This window comes from Variovorax sp. NFACC27 (genome assembly GCF_048301545.1).
GTDB lineage: Bacteria > Pseudomonadota > Gammaproteobacteria > Burkholderiales > Burkholderiaceae_C > Variovorax > Variovorax gossypii.
This window is the reverse complement of the sequence record NZ_CP157613.1, coordinates 5,258,668-5,274,019: the sequence shown is the minus strand read 5'-3', so window position 1 is coordinate 5,274,019 and position 15,352 is coordinate 5,258,668. Positions and strand designations below refer to the sequence as shown.

General features: G+C 69.0%; 15 protein-coding genes. 4 read left to right on the top strand and 11 right to left on the bottom strand.

Annotated elements, in window-relative coordinates; all coding sequences use genetic code 11:
* Positions 1-37: 37 nt before the first annotated feature.
* Complete coding sequence (locus tag ABL840_RS24650; protein WP_093306535.1) at positions 38-991, bottom strand: AraC family transcriptional regulator; 954 nt, start codon at positions 989-991, stop codon at positions 38-40.
* A gap of 75 nt (positions 992-1,066) precedes the next feature.
* Between ABL840_RS24650 and ABL840_RS24645 the strand changes: the two genes are divergently transcribed.
* The gene (locus ABL840_RS24645; RefSeq protein ID WP_093306534.1) at positions 1,067-1,885 is read left to right on the top strand and encodes an SDR family oxidoreductase; all 819 of its coding nucleotides are present in this window, start codon (positions 1,067-1,069) and stop codon (positions 1,883-1,885) included.
* A 15-nt stretch (positions 1,886-1,900) separates the two neighbouring features.
* On the opposite strand, the gene ABL840_RS24640 is transcribed toward ABL840_RS24645, so the two are convergent.
* Genes ABL840_RS24640 through ABL840_RS24620 form a run of 5 tightly spaced genes read right to left on the bottom strand, consistent with a single transcriptional unit; the run spans position 1,901 to position 6,118 of the window.
* Positions 1,901-2,671: a class I SAM-dependent methyltransferase gene (locus ABL840_RS24640; protein ID WP_093306532.1), complete on the bottom strand. Its 771-nt coding sequence runs from the start codon at positions 2,669-2,671 to the stop codon at positions 1,901-1,903.
* Between the two features lie 18 nt (positions 2,672-2,689).
* Positions 2,690-4,444 carry an IlvD/Edd family dehydratase gene (locus ABL840_RS24635; protein WP_093306530.1) on the bottom strand — a complete coding sequence of 585 codons (1,755 nt, stop codon included), beginning with the start codon at positions 4,442-4,444 and terminating at the stop codon, positions 2,690-2,692.
* 48 nt (positions 4,445-4,492) lie between these two features.
* On the bottom strand, positions 4,493-4,999 hold the full coding sequence (locus ABL840_RS24630) for an O-acetyl-ADP-ribose deacetylase (RefSeq protein WP_093306528.1): 507 nt from the start codon (positions 4,997-4,999) through the stop codon (positions 4,493-4,495).
* Positions 4,996-5,589 (bottom strand): hypothetical protein, encoded by a 594-nt coding sequence (locus ABL840_RS24625; protein ID WP_093306526.1) that lies wholly within the window; start codon positions 5,587-5,589, stop codon positions 4,996-4,998. The genes ABL840_RS24630 and ABL840_RS24625 overlap by 4 nt, the downstream gene beginning before the upstream one ends.
* Before the next feature lie 19 nt (positions 5,590-5,608).
* Positions 5,609-6,118 (bottom strand): DUF1772 domain-containing protein, encoded by a 510-nt coding sequence (locus ABL840_RS24620; protein WP_093306525.1) that lies wholly within the window; start codon positions 6,116-6,118, stop codon positions 5,609-5,611.
* A gap of 238 nt (positions 6,119-6,356) precedes the next feature.
* Between ABL840_RS24620 and ABL840_RS24615 the strand changes: the two genes are divergently transcribed.
* Positions 6,357-7,298: a sialic acid TRAP transporter substrate-binding protein SiaP gene (locus ABL840_RS24615; protein WP_418115997.1), complete on the top strand. Its 942-nt coding sequence runs from the start codon at positions 6,357-6,359 to the stop codon at positions 7,296-7,298.
* Here ABL840_RS24615 and ABL840_RS24610 read toward each other — a convergent pair.
* From ABL840_RS24610 to ABL840_RS24600, 3 genes are all read right to left on the bottom strand, one after another.
* On the bottom strand, positions 7,295-8,719 hold the full coding sequence (locus tag ABL840_RS24610; RefSeq protein ID WP_093306521.1) for a GTPase/DUF3482 domain-containing protein: 1,425 nt from the start codon (positions 8,717-8,719) through the stop codon (positions 7,295-7,297). The two genes, ABL840_RS24615 and ABL840_RS24610, sit on opposite strands and share 4 nt — an antisense overlap.
* On the bottom strand, positions 8,716-10,092 hold the full coding sequence (locus ABL840_RS24605) for a DUF2868 domain-containing protein (protein ID WP_093306519.1): 1,377 nt from the start codon (positions 10,090-10,092) through the stop codon (positions 8,716-8,718). The genes ABL840_RS24610 and ABL840_RS24605 overlap by 4 nt, the downstream gene beginning before the upstream one ends.
* 347 nt (positions 10,093-10,439) lie before the next feature.
* Positions 10,440-11,045 carry a TetR/AcrR family transcriptional regulator gene (locus ABL840_RS24600; RefSeq protein WP_093306517.1) on the bottom strand — a complete coding sequence of 202 codons (606 nt, stop codon included), beginning with the start codon at positions 11,043-11,045 and terminating at the stop codon, positions 10,440-10,442.
* Positions 11,046-11,100: 55 nt separating this feature from the next.
* Between ABL840_RS24600 and ABL840_RS24595 the strand changes: the two genes are divergently transcribed.
* Positions 11,101-11,544: a VOC family protein gene (locus ABL840_RS24595; RefSeq protein WP_418115996.1), complete on the top strand. Its 444-nt coding sequence runs from the start codon at positions 11,101-11,103 to the stop codon at positions 11,542-11,544.
* A gap of 13 nt (positions 11,545-11,557) precedes the next feature.
* Here the strand turns inward: ABL840_RS24595 and ABL840_RS24590 are convergent, their stop codons facing one another.
* Both ABL840_RS24590 and ABL840_RS24585 read right to left on the bottom strand, forming a co-directional pair.
* The gene (locus tag ABL840_RS24590) at positions 11,558-13,414 is read right to left on the bottom strand and encodes an ABC transporter ATP-binding protein (RefSeq protein WP_093306515.1); all 1,857 of its coding nucleotides are present in this window, start codon (positions 13,412-13,414) and stop codon (positions 11,558-11,560) included.
* Between the two features lie 21 nt (positions 13,415-13,435).
* A complete protein-coding gene (locus ABL840_RS24585) occupies positions 13,436-14,395 on the bottom strand; it encodes a LysR family transcriptional regulator (RefSeq protein WP_093306513.1) in 960 nt (319 codons plus the stop codon).
* A 116-nt stretch (positions 14,396-14,511) separates the two neighbouring features.
* Here ABL840_RS24585 and ABL840_RS24580 point away from each other — a divergent pair, with 116 nt between their 5' ends.
* Positions 14,512-15,351, top strand: coding sequence for a DODA-type extradiol aromatic ring-opening family dioxygenase (locus tag ABL840_RS24580; protein ID WP_093306511.1), 840 nt, complete (start codon positions 14,512-14,514; stop codon positions 15,349-15,351).
* Position 15,352 lies beyond the last annotated feature (1 nt).

The following is a 15,352-nucleotide window of genomic DNA, read 5'->3' as shown; positions in this document are numbered from 1 at the left end:
ACCAGCCAGAGGGGCCGCTGCGCCGGAGCGAGCCCGCTCAGGCGCCGCTGCTGCCGCCCACGCGGCCGGTGCGCGCGAACGAGCTCGGAGACTGCCCCACCGAACGGCTGAAGGCGGTGCTGAACGCACTGGCCGATTGATAGCCGATGGCATGCGCGACCTCGCCGAGCGAGAGGCCGTCGTGCCACAGCATGTCCCTGGCAAGCGCCATGCGCCATCGCAGCACGTATTCCATCGGCGGCACGCCGAGGATCCGCGCGAAGTGCGAGGCAAACGCTGCGCGCGACATGCCCACCTTCCTCGCGAGATCCTCGATGGTCCAGCGCCGCGCCACGTCTTCGTGGATGAGCCGCAGCGCCTGCGCCATTCGCGCGTTCGCGAGGCCCGCCAGCAGGCCGGAGATGGGCGCATCGTCCTGCGCCGGACGCCAGCGCAGGGCCTCGATCAGCATGATCTCCACGAGGCGCTGCAGGATGGCGTCGCCGCCGGGCCTGGGCGTCGTGTTCTCCTCGTCGATGGCGCGTGCGATCCAGCTCAGGCGCGCCGCTCCGGCGTCGCTGGCCCTTATGTGGACAACCGCCGGCAGGAGCCCCACGAGCAGCGGAGCGCTCGTCGGATCGAACAGGAAGTAGCCGCCGAGCATCCGGACAGCCGCCTCGTCTTCCTGCGCGCCGTGGCGGATTTCTCCCACCGGGCTCGCGTCGGCGACGCGCATGGTGGGGCGCTTCATGGCCTCGAGGTCGCTGCCCATGCGGAAGCCGGGCGTCGCGGGCAGCAGGACGTAGTCGCCGACCTCCATCAGGAAGGGCTCCGCGGCATCCAGGCTCAGCCAGCAGGAGCCCTCGAGCATCAGGCAGAAGCTGGGATGCCCGTGGTTCGGGTACTGCACGGCCCAGCTGCCTGCACCGCTGATGAACTTCGACAGCACGGTCCGCGGACGGAGCAGGGCCACGATGGAAGCCAGTGGGTCCGGATTTAGACGATCACGCATGAAACTGAGATTGCACGCGATGGATCGTCTCTGTCAACAAACCTAGCATCGCCCGGTCTTGAAAGGAAACCGAACTTGAAAACCGCACTCATCACCGGCTGCTCCTCGGGCTATGGCAAGGCCACGGCAGAGCACTTCCTGAAACAGGGCTGGAACGTCGTCGCGACGATGCGCAGGCCCGATCCGTCACTGCTGGGCGGGCCGTCGCCGCGCCTTCGCGTGGTCCGCCTCGACGTGACGGATGCCGGCAGCATCGCGCAGGCCATCGGCGAAGCCACGGCAGCCTTCGGCAGCATCGACGTGCTGGTGAACAACGCCGGCATCGGCCTGTTCTCGGCCCTCGAAGTCACGCCGATGGACACCATCCGCGAAGTGTTCGAGACGAACACCTTCGGCGTCATGGCAATGACCCAGGCCGTGGTTCCGCTCATGCGCGAGCGCGGGGAAGGAACCATAGTCAACGTCACCTCCAGCGTCTGCTTCGCGGGCATGCCGCTGGTCGCGCCTTATGCGGCGAGCAAGTTCGCCATCGAAGGCTTCACCGAGGCCCTGTTCTTCGAACTCGAATCGGTCGGCGTGCGCGTCAGGCTCGTCGAGCCCGGCTACGGCCCCGGAACGGCCTTCACGGCCAACGGCATGGAGCGCATGAACGGCTTGATCTCGCCGCCGTACCAGGCTTACGCGGAGCAGCTCATGGCGCAGTTCGCGAACGCCGGCGCGGTGACGACGCCCGACCAGGTCGCGGAGGCCGTCTTCGCCGCGGCGACGGAAGAGTCGCAGCGGCTGCGCTTTCCGGCCGGGCCGGACAGCGCGCACCTGGCGGATGCGCGGTGGAACAGCACCGACGAGCAGTTCCTTGCCGGCATGCGCTCGATGCTGCGCATGAAGCGGTGAGCCGGGTCCGAAGGCTCAGCGCCGCGTGCCCACCAGCACCGGCTGGAAGAAGGTGCCGTCGATGCGCCGCACGTCCTGCAGCCCCGCTTCCTGCATCAGCTCGCACAGCCGCGTCGTCGGAACGGCGTAGTAGCGCGAGCGCATCACGCGCGTGCTCACGGCGCCGGTGGCGAGGTCTTCGGTGACGAAGAAGAAGCCCAGGTCGTAGTGATCGCCGGTGCCTCCCTTGTCGAAGTCCCAGACCTGGAACAGCACATGGCGCTTGCCGTCCTCCACGCGCGCGCCGTAGTGCTTCACGAGGTTGCTGCCGCGCTCTTCCTTCGCGTAGTCGCGCACGCTCACGACGCAGCCGCCGCCGGGGCGCAGGCAGGCCGTCATCTGGCGCAGGGCGGTGAGCAGGTCTGCGTCGGTCTGCAGGTGCGGCATGGAGTTGTCGCACGAGATCACGATGTCGAAGCCGCCGCCGTGGTGCGTGTGCGCCTCGCGCATGTCGCACACCGAGAAGGCGATGTCGAGGTCGCGCTGGCCGGCTTCCCGTTTCGCGCGCTCGATCTCTTCGGGCGACAGGTCTGAAGCCGTCACCGCATGGCCAAGCGCCGCCAGTCCCAGCGTCTGCGTGCCGATGCCGCATGACACGTCGAGCACCTTGCGATGCGCGCCAGCGCCGGGCCATTCGGAAGCGATGAGTTGCGAGAGCCTGTCGCCCTGCATGCGGATGCTCTCGTTCCAGTCCGGATAGATCAGGTGATAGAGCGGTGCGAGTTCGTCGTAGAAGTCGTTGGTCATGCGTGCATTGTGCGGGGGCTAGCGCGGCACCTTGCCCAGGGTGTCCGGCGCGCGGAGGAAGTCGAAGTCCACGCCCTTGTCGGCCTGCGTCACCGTCTGCAGGAACAGCTTGCGGTAGCCGCGCTCGGCGGTGGGCTCGATCACGGGGGCTTCCTTCGCGCGGCGCGCCAGTTCGTCGTCGGCCACCAGCAGCGAGATCTCGCGGTTCGCGACGCTGAGCCGGATGCGGTCGCCGCTGCGAACGTAGGCCAGCGGCCCGCCGATGGCCGACTCCGGCGTCACGTGCAGCACGATGGTGCCGAAGGCGGTGCCGCTCATGCGGCCGTCGGAGATGCGCACCATGTCTTTCACGCCGGCGCGCGCGAGCTTGCGCGGGATCGGGATGTAGCCCGCCTCGGGCATGCCCGGCGCGCCCTTGGGGCCGATGTTCTTGAGCACCAGCACGTCGTGCGGCGCGACGTCGAGCTCGTCGCTGTCGATGCGCCGCGCAAGGTCTTCCGCGTTCTCGAAGACCACCGCTCGGCCCTCGTGCTCCATCAGCGCAGGGTCGGCGGCCGACTGCTTGATGATCGCGCCGCCCGGCGCCAGGTTGCCCCACAGCACTGCGATGCCGCCCTGCGGGTAGATCGGCCGCGTCGCCGTCCGCACCACGTCCTGCCTGAAGCCCGGCCCGGCGCGCTCGATCTCCTCGCCCAGTGTGCGGCCGGTGACGGTGAGCGCGTCGAGGTGCAGCAGCGGCTTGAGTTCGCGCAGCAGCGTCGCCATGCCGCCGGCGGAGTGGAAGTCTTCCATGTAGTGCTGGCCCGAGGGCTTCAGGTCGAGCAGCACCGGCGTCTCGCGGCCCATGCGGTCGAGCGCGTGCAGGTCGATGTCCAGGCCCATGCGCCCGGCGATGGCCGCGAGGTGCACGATGCCGTTGGTCGAGCCGCCGATGGCCAGCAGCACGCGCATCGCGTTCTCGAAGGCGGCCGGGGTCAGCACCTTGTCGATGGTGAGGCGGTCGCGCGCGATCTGCACGGCCTGTGCGCCGGTCTGCTCGGCGATGCGGATGCGGTCGGCCGTGACCGCGGGCGGAGAGGCACCGCCCGGCACCGTCATGCCCAGCGCCTCGGCGATGCAGGCCATGGTGCTTGCCGTGCCCATGACCGAGCAGGTGCCCACGCTCGCCACCAGTTGGTTGTTGACGTCGGCGGTTTCTTCCGCGTCGATCTCGCCCGCGCGGTACCTGGCCCAGTAGCGCCGGCAGTCGGTGCACGCGCCCACGCGCTCGCCTCGATGGCTGCCGGTGAGCATCGAGCCGGTAATGAGCTGGATGGTGGGCAGGCCGGCCGAGGCGGCGCCCATGAGCTGCGCCGGCACGGTCTTGTCGCAGCCGCCGATGAGCACCACCGCGTCCATGGGCTGCGCGCGCACCATCTCCTCGGTGTCCATGGCCATCAGGTTGCGCAGGTACATGCTCGTCGGCGCGGCGAAGCTCTCGTGCACCGAGATGGTCGGAAACTCCATCGGCAGGCCGCCCGCGAGCATCACGCCGCGCTTGACGGCCTCGATGAGCTGCGGTGCGTTGCCGTGGCAGGGGTTGTAGGCGCTGCCGGTGTCGGCGATGCCGACCACCGGGCGGTCGAGCGCGGCATCGGTGTAGCCCGCGCCCTTGATGAAGGCCTTGCGCAGGAAGAGCGAGAAGCCGCGGTCGCCGTAGCTGGTCAGGCCCTTGTGCATGCCGGCATTGCTGCCGGCGGCGTTGTCGTCGGGCTCGAAGGGTGATTCGGACATGGGTGTGGGGCTCGTTGTGTGGGGGATTCTTCCTGTCGGCGGTGCCGGCTATGCCAGCGCCGCCTCGTAGACCGCGAGGTCGCCCGGCGAGAAGCAGCAGAAGACGACTTCCTCCACCGTCGTGGAGCCCGCCAATGCCTCGCGCACGGTGTCCACCGCGATCTTCGACGCCGGCTCGACGGGATAGCCGTAGATGCCGGTACTGATGCTCGGAAACGCGATGCTGCGCACGCCTTGCCCGGCGGCCAGCGCCATCGAGCGGCGGTAGCACGACGCGAGCAGTTCGGGCTCGCCCGATCCGCCGCCTCGCCAGACGGGGCCGACCGTGTGGACGATGAAGCGCGCGGGCAGGCGATAGCCCTTCGTGAGCTTCGCATCGCCCGTCTTGCAGCCGCCCAGCAGCCGGCATTCGTGCACCAGCTCGGGCCCCGCCGCGCGGTGGATCGCGCCGTCCACGCCACCGCCGCCGAGCAGCGAGGAGTTGGCCGCGTTGACGATGGCGTCGACCTGCAGTGTCGTGATGTCGGCGCGAATGGCGCGAAGCGTGTCTGTCATGGCGTGGCCTGCGATTTCTTTTCCGATACGGCGAGCGAATTGAGCACGGCGGTCACGGTTTCGCGATTGGAGTTGCCGGCGCCGAGAGTCGTCACCGAAATGTGCACGTCGATCCAGGTGCCTGCGCGGACGTAGTGGGCCCGCACGTGGGAGTTGGAGATGCCGGGCAGCTGTTGTTCATAGAAGACCACGGCCCAGTCGTTGACCTTGCCGGAAGAGACGTCGGTCGGCGGCGGCAGGCCGTTTTTCTTCGATGCGGCCAGGTCGGCCTGCCATGCCGAGTCGGCGCCCGGGAACTGGCTGGCGGGCTCGAACCAGCCCGAGATGACCAGGCCGCGTGCCTCGTCCGAGAAAAAGAAGTACCGAGGATTGTTCGTTGCGCCGCCCGCACGCGGGTTGCCCTGGACCAGCCTGTCCGAGGGAACCGCGAGGCTCAACCGGCTGGCCGGCACCGTGAGCACATAGGAGCCGGGCTGTTGCGTGACGGAGATGCGATCGGGCGACGACTGCGCCAGCGAGGCTTGCTGAAGCAGCATCAGCATGCCGATGGCGACGAGAAGCCGGTGAAGGATGTGGCGGATGGTGGGCATGGAAGGTCCGGGTTTCTCGTCACGCAGCGGTGGCGCGGCTCATCTGGACTGCGGCCAGCGTGAAGGCCAGCGCCGCCACGACGGAGGCCACCGTGCGCACATGGTTCCAGCGCAGCCACGGCTCCACATACGCCGGCCACTGCACGGCCGCGACGGCCGCGGTGGCGTCGGCCCGCGCGAGCGCGTCGTTCATCGGCACGTTGACGATGCGCGTGAGTGCGAAGGAGCCCACCACATAGGCGAGCGTCCCCACGATCAACCACACGGAGATCCAGCCGGCCGGCGTCATCACCGCGCGCAGCCCCAGCACCACGCCAAGCACGGCGGTGCCCACGAAGATGCCGAGGAACACCGGGTTGAGGATGACGACGTTGATGTGCTGCATCGCCGCCATGCCCTGCTCGGGCGGCATGCGCGAGAGCGCCTTCATGATGGTGTTCGAGAAGGTGAAGAACAGGCCCGCGATGAGCCCCGATCCGAGTGCGGCGAGCACGGTGAGCGGAAGCACGTAGGCATTCAGGAACGACATGCGGGGTCTCCTCCGGTTCTGGTCTGGTGGGCAGGCATCGTAGGCGCGCCGACAGGAGTCGGGCAAACCCGCTCCCGATGTTTGTATCAAATCCTTACGATTCCCGCGCCGGACGAATTCGCCCGGCGTCCGCCTGCAGCCATGGCGCCGATCTTGCATGTGGCCGGACTGTTTTCAACCCGAGGGAGAGTCGATGAAAAGCTTGTTGCCGCGGCGCCGCGCCGGCTTGCTCTTTTGCATGGCGTTCGCCGCAGCGGCGGTGGCCCATGCCCAGGTGCTGCAGTTCAAGTGGGGCCATGTGTACGAGCCCGCGAGCATCTTCCACCAGCAGGCCGAGCTGGCGGCGCGCAAGATCGCCGAGCAGTCCGAGGGCAAGATCAAGATCGAGGTGGTGCCATCCTCGAAGCTGGGGCAGGAGGGCGACTTTCCGCTGATGCTGGCGAACGACTCGGTGCAGATCGCCTACGTCGGGCAGGCCACGCTGGCCGAGGGCTATCCGCCGCTGAGCCTGGGGAGCTATCCCTTCGCCTTCAAGGACCTCGACCACATGCGCAAGTACCTCGCGAGCCCGTTGCTGGCGGAGCTGATGAAGGGCTACAACGAGAAGAGCGGCAACCGCATGGTCGCTTCCGTCTACTACGGTGCGCGCCAGGTCACCTCGGCGAAGCCCCTGGCCAGGCCCGAGGACTTCCGCGACCTGCGCCTGTACGTTCCCGCCGCTGCCGCCTACCAGCTCTTCGCCACCGCGCTCGACGCCAAGCCGGTGACGCTGCCCTTCATGAGTCTCTACGGCTCGCTCAAGAAGAACGAGGTGGAGGCGCAGGAAAACCCGCTGGACATCGTCAAGTCGAAGAAGCTCTACGAGGTGCAGAAGTACGTGCTGCTCACCGCGCACGTCTACGACACGTTGGGCATCGTCATCGGCAAGGCCGCGTGGGGCCGGATGACGCCGCAGCAGCAGGCGATGGTGGAGAAGGTGCTCGTGGAAACCGCGAAGTGGACCAACGTCGGCGTGATCGCCGGCGAGCTGGAAGACGAGAAGTTCCTGCGCGACAAGGGCATGACCGTGACGCAGGCCAACCGGCAGCCGTTCCTGGAGCGGGTCGTCAAGCGCTCCACGCCCGAGCAGCTCGGTGCGCGCCCGGGCGACTACGCACGGCTGCAGGCGCTGGCGAACTAGGGCGTTTCGACGAAGGCGCGCTGCAGCGCCAGCGACAGTTCGGCCACCAGCGCCTCTCGCTGCGGCGAAGGGCGCCAGAAGCTGCGCGTGGCGATGCCGCCCGACTCCCATTCGGGGTGGTTGCGTGCCGGCTGAGCACCGCGTACGGCAGCCGCGGCGGCCCGCGTGGGGGCATCGCCGTCCCTGGGCGACTCGGCGGCGATGCGCTGAGTGGCGGCGTGGCCGCGCTGCTCCAGCGCCTGCGTGAGCTTCAGCTGCCACGCGACCAGCGTGAACAGCACGCCGTCTTCCACTGTGAGCTCGTGCACGTCGCGCAGCTTGTTGGCCAGCTTGCGGCCCAGCGGCCCCCAGCCTTGCGACACCGCGCCGCCGATGGCACCGCCGAGGGCAGCGCCCGCGCCGAGCGAGATGCCGGCCACGGCCAGGTCGGCCACCACGCCCACCGCGGCGCCGATGACCGCGCCCTTGCCCAGGCGCAGGCCCGCGTCCTTCATGGCCTCGGGGCTGAAGAAGTCGAGCGTCCAGCGGCCTTCGATGATCGGCAGCGGGGCTTCGTCGGCGTCGCCCTGGCGGAAGCCGTAGAGCGCGAGCAGGTCGTCCGTGCAGCGCTGGGCCTTGTCGAACACGGCCTTCTGCAGCGCCGCGACGAGCGCCTTGCGGCGCGCATCGTCGGCGAATTCGTTGGATGAGACCGTGCGCCGCACCGCGGCGGCATCGACCAGCAGGCCGGCGATGCGCGTGCATGCCGACTGCCGGCGTTCGGCCGCTTCGGAGGCCAGCGCGTCGACCACGCCTCGCAGCAGGTCGCGGCGATCGCGCAGCAGCGTGGCGAGGTCGTCGTACAGGTCCTGCTCGGCGCCGACGAAGGGCGCCGCCGCATCGAAGCGCACCTGCACGTGCAGGCCGTAGGCGGAGAGCAGTTCTTTCCAGGCGGGCTCGCGGCTGGTGGCGTCGCGCACGAAGTTCAGCACCGGCAGCACCGGGCGCGCGCAGGAGTTGAGCAGCTCGATCTCGTCTCGGAACTTGGGCAGCACCGGCTCGCGCACGTCGATGACCAGGAAGGCCGCGTCGATGTCGAGCATGGTGCGCAGCACCTTGGCCTCCTGCTCGAACACGCCGTGAGCCTCGGGGCCCTGCAGGAAGCGGCGGATGCGCTCCGGCGGTGTCGCCTGCGCGTCGAAGCCGGCGAGGTGCTCGCGCAGCGCGACGGCGTCCTCGAGGCCGGGCGTGTCGAAGAAGCGCACGGCGGCCTCGCCGTTGACTTCGAGGTCGACCGACTCGACGTGGCGCGTGGTGCCTGGGCGCTGCGACACCTCGCCGAAGTCGACACGCCGCGTGAGCGTGCGCAGCAGCGAGGTCTTGCCTGCGTTGGTGTGGCCGACGACGGCGATGCGGACGGCTTGCTGTTGCTGCTGCGTCATGGCGCGATGTCCGGGCGGTCGCTGGCGGTGATGCGCTCGAGGCCGGTGTCGTGGAGCCAGTCGAGCCAGCGTTGCGTGGCGCCGGCATCGGGGGCGCCAGTCAGCCACAGACGGCATTCGCCGCAATGCATCAGCACCTCGCGCAGGAAGCGTTCGGTGCCCCGGTCGGGGCTCGATGCCGCATGGCAGACCACCAGCACCGTGCGCGGGCGGGCCTGCGCCAGCTGGTCGAGCAGGGCGCGTCGCGCGGGGGCGCTGCCGTCGATGCGCTGCGCGTGCGTTGCGAGTTCTGCGGGAAGCGTGGCCGGCGGCCAAGGCGTGTCCGGCGGCAATTCGAAACCGATGACGAAGAGGGCGTCATGCAGTTGCGAGTCCGGCAGGCTTGCGGGCATGGCGCCGCGCAGGCGGCCCGGGTCGGCGTCGACGATGGTTGCCGGCGCCAGCGCGGTGAAGCGGGCCGCCAGCTTGCGGTAATAGGGCTCGTGCCATTCGGGCTGCAGGGCCTTGCGCCGGCTGCGCAGGACGGCCGCGCTGAGCAGCGCCAGCACGAGGCGCGGCAGCAGTCCGTAGACGACGATGCAGCCGGTGAGCCACAGCGCCCACGTGCGCTGGCCGGCGGAGCCGGGGGCGGCGGCCATCACGGTGGCGGCATCGGGCACGGGAAAGCCGAGCTTCGCTGGCGCCCAGCCCAGCGCCTGCACCGCGCGCACGAAGAATTCCGGATCGAGGATCGTCGTTTCCCAGCTCAGCGTGTAGCTGCGGAACGCGAGCGCGAACAGCATCGCGGCCAGCACCACCGCGAACGACAGCGACCAGATGCCGTGGCTCACCAGCCCGAAGGCCCAGGGCAGCAGCTTCGCGCGCGACAGCAGCCCCGTGGCCGCGCGCACCAGCACGGGAGCCTGCCCGCGTTTGCCGCCGGCAACTCGCGCGGTGAGCGACAGCCAGATCCAGCCGAGCGACGCGGTGTTGACGGAGCCGAGCGGCAGCCACAGACCCAGGAGCCAGAGCAGCAGCGTCAGCGCATGCAGGCCCAGCAGGCTCGCGAGCGCGACGATCACGTTGATGTGGCGCTCGCCGCCGCCGACCACGTTGCCCGCCAGCCCCAGACCCGCGACCACGATCAGCGCCGCGAGTCCGAGCAGCACCCAGGGCGCCCATTGCCGGGCACGCGCGAGTTCGGGCTGGAGGCCGATGCGCTCGCCGAGCAGCAGCGCGCGCTGGGTGATTCGCCTGTGGGCATCGGCTGTATGGGAAGCAGCCAGGCGCAGGGCCTGCGCGTCGTCTAGCGGACCGCTTTGTTCGGTCCATCGGATCGCCTCGGTGATCACCGCATCCGGAAAGGCAGGTTCGCGCAGCGCGGTGTTGGTCAACAGGGTCCCTTCGCAGCCAGTCGATGTCGCTCAATGAGGCCCCGTGCGGTGCAGGGGCGCGCAAATTATGCCCGGCACGTACCGGCCGGCCACGACGAAAGACGGGGCCGCGAACGGCCCCGTCTCAGGGGGATGCGCGTGGGCCTAGCGGAGGCCGAAGAACGAGAGAACGGCGACGACGACCACGACCAGACCGACGATGTAGATGATGGAATTCACGCGATGACTCCTCTGCTGTGTTGAAGACGAATTCAGCATTGCGCTTCCTTCGAGGCCTTGCTGTCGGCAGGGGGCGGCGGGCGCTGTAGGCGCGTGCGAAGCGCGGCACCACGGCTTGTCCGGCATCGTCAGCGCTTCCTGGCAGGGCCCAGCGTGCGTTCCAGCAGCCACAGCATCGCCGTGCGGGTTTCCTCCACGCCGGCACCGGCGTCGATGGCCAGCGCGGCCCGGTCGAAGGCCGCCGCGAGCAGGGGGGTGATGACGTCGAGCGAGACCTCGTCCTTGCCCACGCCGGCGCGTGCCAGTCCCTCTCGAAGCGAGGCGGCCGAGGTCGCGTTGTCCATGGCCACGATCTCCTCCATGCCCAGCACCGCGGGGCCGTCGATCAGCAGCAGCCGCGTGCGGCCCGGCACCGTCATTGCGTTCAGGTAGGCCTTGCTGCCCTCGAGCAGCGCCTCGCGCGGCGTGAGCTGCTCGGGCGCGGCCGCCTCGATGTCGGCCGCCACGGCCTGGCCCTCGCGCAGCAGCACCTGCCGGAACAGGTCGCGCTTGTCGGTGAAGTGGTGGTACAGCGCGCCGCGCGTGATGCCCGCGGCCACCGCGATCTCGGGCGTGGAGGTGTCGCCGTAGCCCTTGTCGACGAAGAGGGCGCGCGCGGCATCCAGCAGCGCGAGGCGGGTGGTTTCGGTGCGTTCGCGGTTGGTCCTGACCGTTGCCGATGTGGTCTTGCTCATTTACATGCAGCCTGTCTGTAAGTTATATTCAATTTACATGCAGTCTGCATGTTAAATGAAAGGACTCACCGTGAAAGTGACGAGCTACTACCCCGTTCTCATGACCAACGACGTCGCCGGAACGGCGGATTTCTACAAGGCGCATTTCGGCTTCGTGCCGTTGTTCACCAGCGACTGGTATGTGCACCTGCAACTGGCGGACGAGCCCTCGGTGAACCTCGCCGTGCTCGACGGCCGGCACGAAACCATCCCGGCCGCCGCGCGCGGGCAGGTGGCGGGCGGCACGCTGCTGAACTTCGAGGTGGACGACCCCGACGCGGTGCACGACAGGCTCAAGGCCGCCGGCCTGCCGATCCTGCTGCCGCTGCGCGACGAGGCCTTCGGGCAGCGCCACTTCATCACGCGCGACCCCAATGGCGTGCTGATCGACGTCATCAAGCCGATCCCGCCGTCGGGGGAGTTCGTCGCGCAATACGAAGCCGGCGCTTTGCCGACCTGAAGAGCGGAGCCGCTCAGGCGCGCAGGGCCTCGTCTTCCTCGAGGCTGTCGCCCAGGAAGCCGCCGCTCTGGTGCGCCCACAGCCGCGCGTACAGGCCGCCTTGCGCCATCAGCGTGCGGTGGTCGCCTTCTTCCACCACGCGGCCTTCGTCGAGCACGATCAGCCGGTCCATCGCGGCGATGGTCGAGAGCCGGTGCGCGATGGCGATCACGGTCTTGCCTTCCATCAGCGCATAGAGGCTCTGCTGGATGGCGGCTTCCACCTCGGAGTCGAGCGCGCTGGTGGCCTCGTCGAGCAGCAGGATCGGCGCGTCCTTCAGCATCACGCGCGCAATCGCCACGCGCTGGCGCTGGCCGCCCGATAGCTTCACGCCGCGCTCGCCCACGTGTGCCTCGTAGCCGCGCCGGCCGCTCGCGTCGCCCAGCGTCTGGATGAAGTCGTGCGCCTCGGCGCGTTTCGCGGCAGCCTCGATCTGCTCCTTCGTGGCATCGGGCCGGCCATAGGCGACGTTGTCGGCCACCGAGCGGTGCATGAGCGAGGTGTCCTGCGTGACCATGCCGATGTGGCTGCGCAGCGAGTCCTGCGTGACGTGCGCGACGTCCTGCCCGTCGATCAGGATGCGGCCGCTTTCCAGGTCGTGGAAGCGCAGCAGCAGGTTCACCAGCGTCGACTTGCCCGCGCCCGAGCGGCCGACCAGGCCGATCTTCTCGCCGGGCTTCACCGTCAGCGTCAGGTCGTCGATCACGCGGCGGCCCGCGTCGCCGTAGCGGAAGCTCGCGTGCTCGAAGCGGACCTCGCCGCGCGGCACCTCGAGCGCCTTCGCGTCGGCGGCGTCGATCACCGTGCGCGGGCGCGACAGCGTCTTCATGCCGTCCTGCACCGTGCCGATGTTCTCGAACAGGCTGGTCATCTCCCACATGATCCAGTGCGACATGCCCTGCAGCCGCAGCGCCATCGCCGTGGCAGCCGCCACCGCGCCCACGCCGACCGAGCCGTGCGACCACAACCACAGCGCAACGCCCGCCATGCCGGCCGTGAGGCCCATGCTCAGCGTGTGGTTGACGATCTCGAAGGCGCTCACCAGCCGCATCTGGCCGTAGCCCGTCTTCATGAATTCGCGCATCGCGTCGCGCGCGAAGCCGGCCTCGCGCTGCGTGTGCGAGAACAGCTTGACGGTCGCGATGTTGGTGTAGGCATCGGTCACGCGGCCGGTCATCAGCGCGCGGGCGTCGGCCTGCTCCTTGCCGACCTTGCCCAGGCGCGGCACGAAGTACACGAGCGAGCCGATGTACAGCGCCAGCCAGATCAGGAAGGGCCAGACCAGCTGCGCGTCGAGCACGCCCACCAGGATGATCATGGTGGCCACGTACACGCCCATGGCCACCAGCACGTCGGCCAGCACGAACACGGTGTCGCGCACCGCCAGCGCGGTCTGCATCACCTTGGCCGTGATGCGGCCGGCGAACTCGTCCTGGTAGAAGGCCATGCTCTGGCCCAGCATCAGCCGGTGGAAGTTCCAGCGCAGGCGCATCGGCAGGTTCACCGCGAGCGTCTGGTGCTTGACGATGGTCTGCAGCGCCACCACCAGGATGCTGATCACCAGGAACGCGGCCAGCCACATGAGCGTGTCGCCGCGGTCCTGCCACAAGCGCGAGGGCTCCTGGCCTGCAAGCCAGTCGACGATGCGGCCGAGGATCGCGAACAGCGCCGCCTCGAAGATCGACATCACGGCGGTGAGCAGCGCCATCACCCCGATCTTGCCCCGCACGCCGTGCGTGCAGGCCCAGAGGAAGGCGAGGAAGCCCTGCGGCGGCAGCGCGGGTTCGGCGGCGGGGTAGGGGTGAAGGAGTTTTTCGAAGAAGCGGAACAAGGGCGGAGTCTCCCGGAGAGCTCAGGACTTTAGCCGCGCATGCATGACCTTGCCCCGAAAAGGTGCGTTCTTCAGGAAGCGTTCAGCAGGCTCCATGCTGCCGAGCCTTTCGCCCAGGAAGTCGATGAAAGTACGCAGTTTGGGCGACATGTACTGCCGGCTGGTGTACACCGCGAAGAGCGTCACGGGCGTGGCCTCGAACTCGGGCAGCAGCCGCACCAGACGGCCCTGCGCGATGTCGTCGTCGATCAGCCACGTCGGCATGTAGGCGATGCCCATGTCCGCGCGCACCGCATGCAGCGTGAGCGTGGTGTCGTCGGAGCGCATGGCCGGCACCAGCCGCAGCGGAAACATCCGCCCGCCCGGCCCCTTGAGCGCGAGGTTGTCCAGGTTCACGTAGCTGGGCACGATCGCGCCCAGCTTCGCGAGGTCGGCCGGCACCGAGGGCAGGCCGCCCATGCGTTCCAGGTAGGCCGGCGTGCCCGCGAGGAAGAAGGGCACACGGCACAGCGGCCGGGCGATCAGCGCGGGCGAGGGCTCCTGCGTGGCGCGCAGCGCGAGGTCGTAGCCGTCGGCCGCGAGATCGACCTTGCGGTTCTCCAGGTGCATGTCGACCAGCACTTCCGGGTACTTCTCGCGATAGTCGGCCAGCACCCGGGCGAAGCGCGGCGTGGCGCACCACACGGGCGCGCTCACCTTGAGCTGGCCGCGCGGCGTGTCGTGCGCCTGACCGATGGCAGCCTCGGCCGCGTCGAGCAGGTCCAGCGCGCGGCGGCTCTGCTCGTACCACGCGGTGCCGGCCTCGGTCAGGCTCAGGTGGCGGCTGGAGCGGTGCAGCAGGCGCGCGCCGAGCGACTTCTCCAGCTGCGCGACATGCTTGCTCGCCATCGGCGGCGACATGCCCATGCGCTCGGCCGCCGCCACGAAGCTGCCCGCCTCCACGACTTCGCGGAATACCCGCAGGCTGGTCATCCGGTCCATGAGAGAGCGTCCTTCTCGAAGATTTCCTGGGAGGAACTGATTCGATGCATCGTAGCCTGTCGATTTCTTCCGGGGAAATGTCTAGAGTCGATGCAACGCTTTCAAGGAGCATCGACTTGACCCACGACAACGCTACCGCCACGAACACTTCGTCTTCGCGCCTGCCGACCTACTTCATCTCCCACGGCGGAGGCCCCTGGCCCTGGATGAAGAAGGAAATGGGCCCCACCTACGACCAGCTCGAAGCCTCGCTGGCCGACATGCCGCGCCAGATCGGCCGCACGCCCAGCGCCATCCTCATGGTTTCGGCGCACTGGGAAGCGCCCGCCTTCACGGTGCAGGGCAACCCGAAGCCGCCCATGATCTACGACTACGGCGGCTTCCCCGCCCACACCTACGAGGTGCACTACGACTCGCCGGGCTCGCCCGAACTGGCGCAGCGCGTGCAGTCGTTGATCGCCGCCGCCGGCCTGCCGGCGCAGATCGACCCGCAGCGCGGCTACGACCACGGCATGTTCTCGCCGATGGCCGCGATCTACCCCAAGGCCGACGTGCCCGTGGTGCAGCTCTCGCTGCGGCGCGGACTCGATCCGGCCGAGCACCTGGCGCTGGGTCGAGCTATTGCGCCCTTGCGCGACGAGAACGTGCTGATCGTCGGCAGCGGCCTGAGCTACCACAACTTGCGCAACTTCGGCCCGCAGGCGCACGGCGTGTCGAAGGCCTTCGACGACTGGCTCGAAGCGGCGGTGGCGAAGAACTCCGCCGGCGAGCGCAGCGCGCAGCTGCTCGACTGGGAGTCAGCCCCCGCGGCGCGCATGGCGCATCCGCGTGAGGAGCACCTGATTCCGCTGATGGTGGCCGTCGGCGCTGCCGAGGGAGAAGCCGGCGAGCGCGTGTATCACGAGGATGCCTTCATGGGTGGGCTCGTGGTGTCGAGCTTCCGGTTCGGCGGCTGAA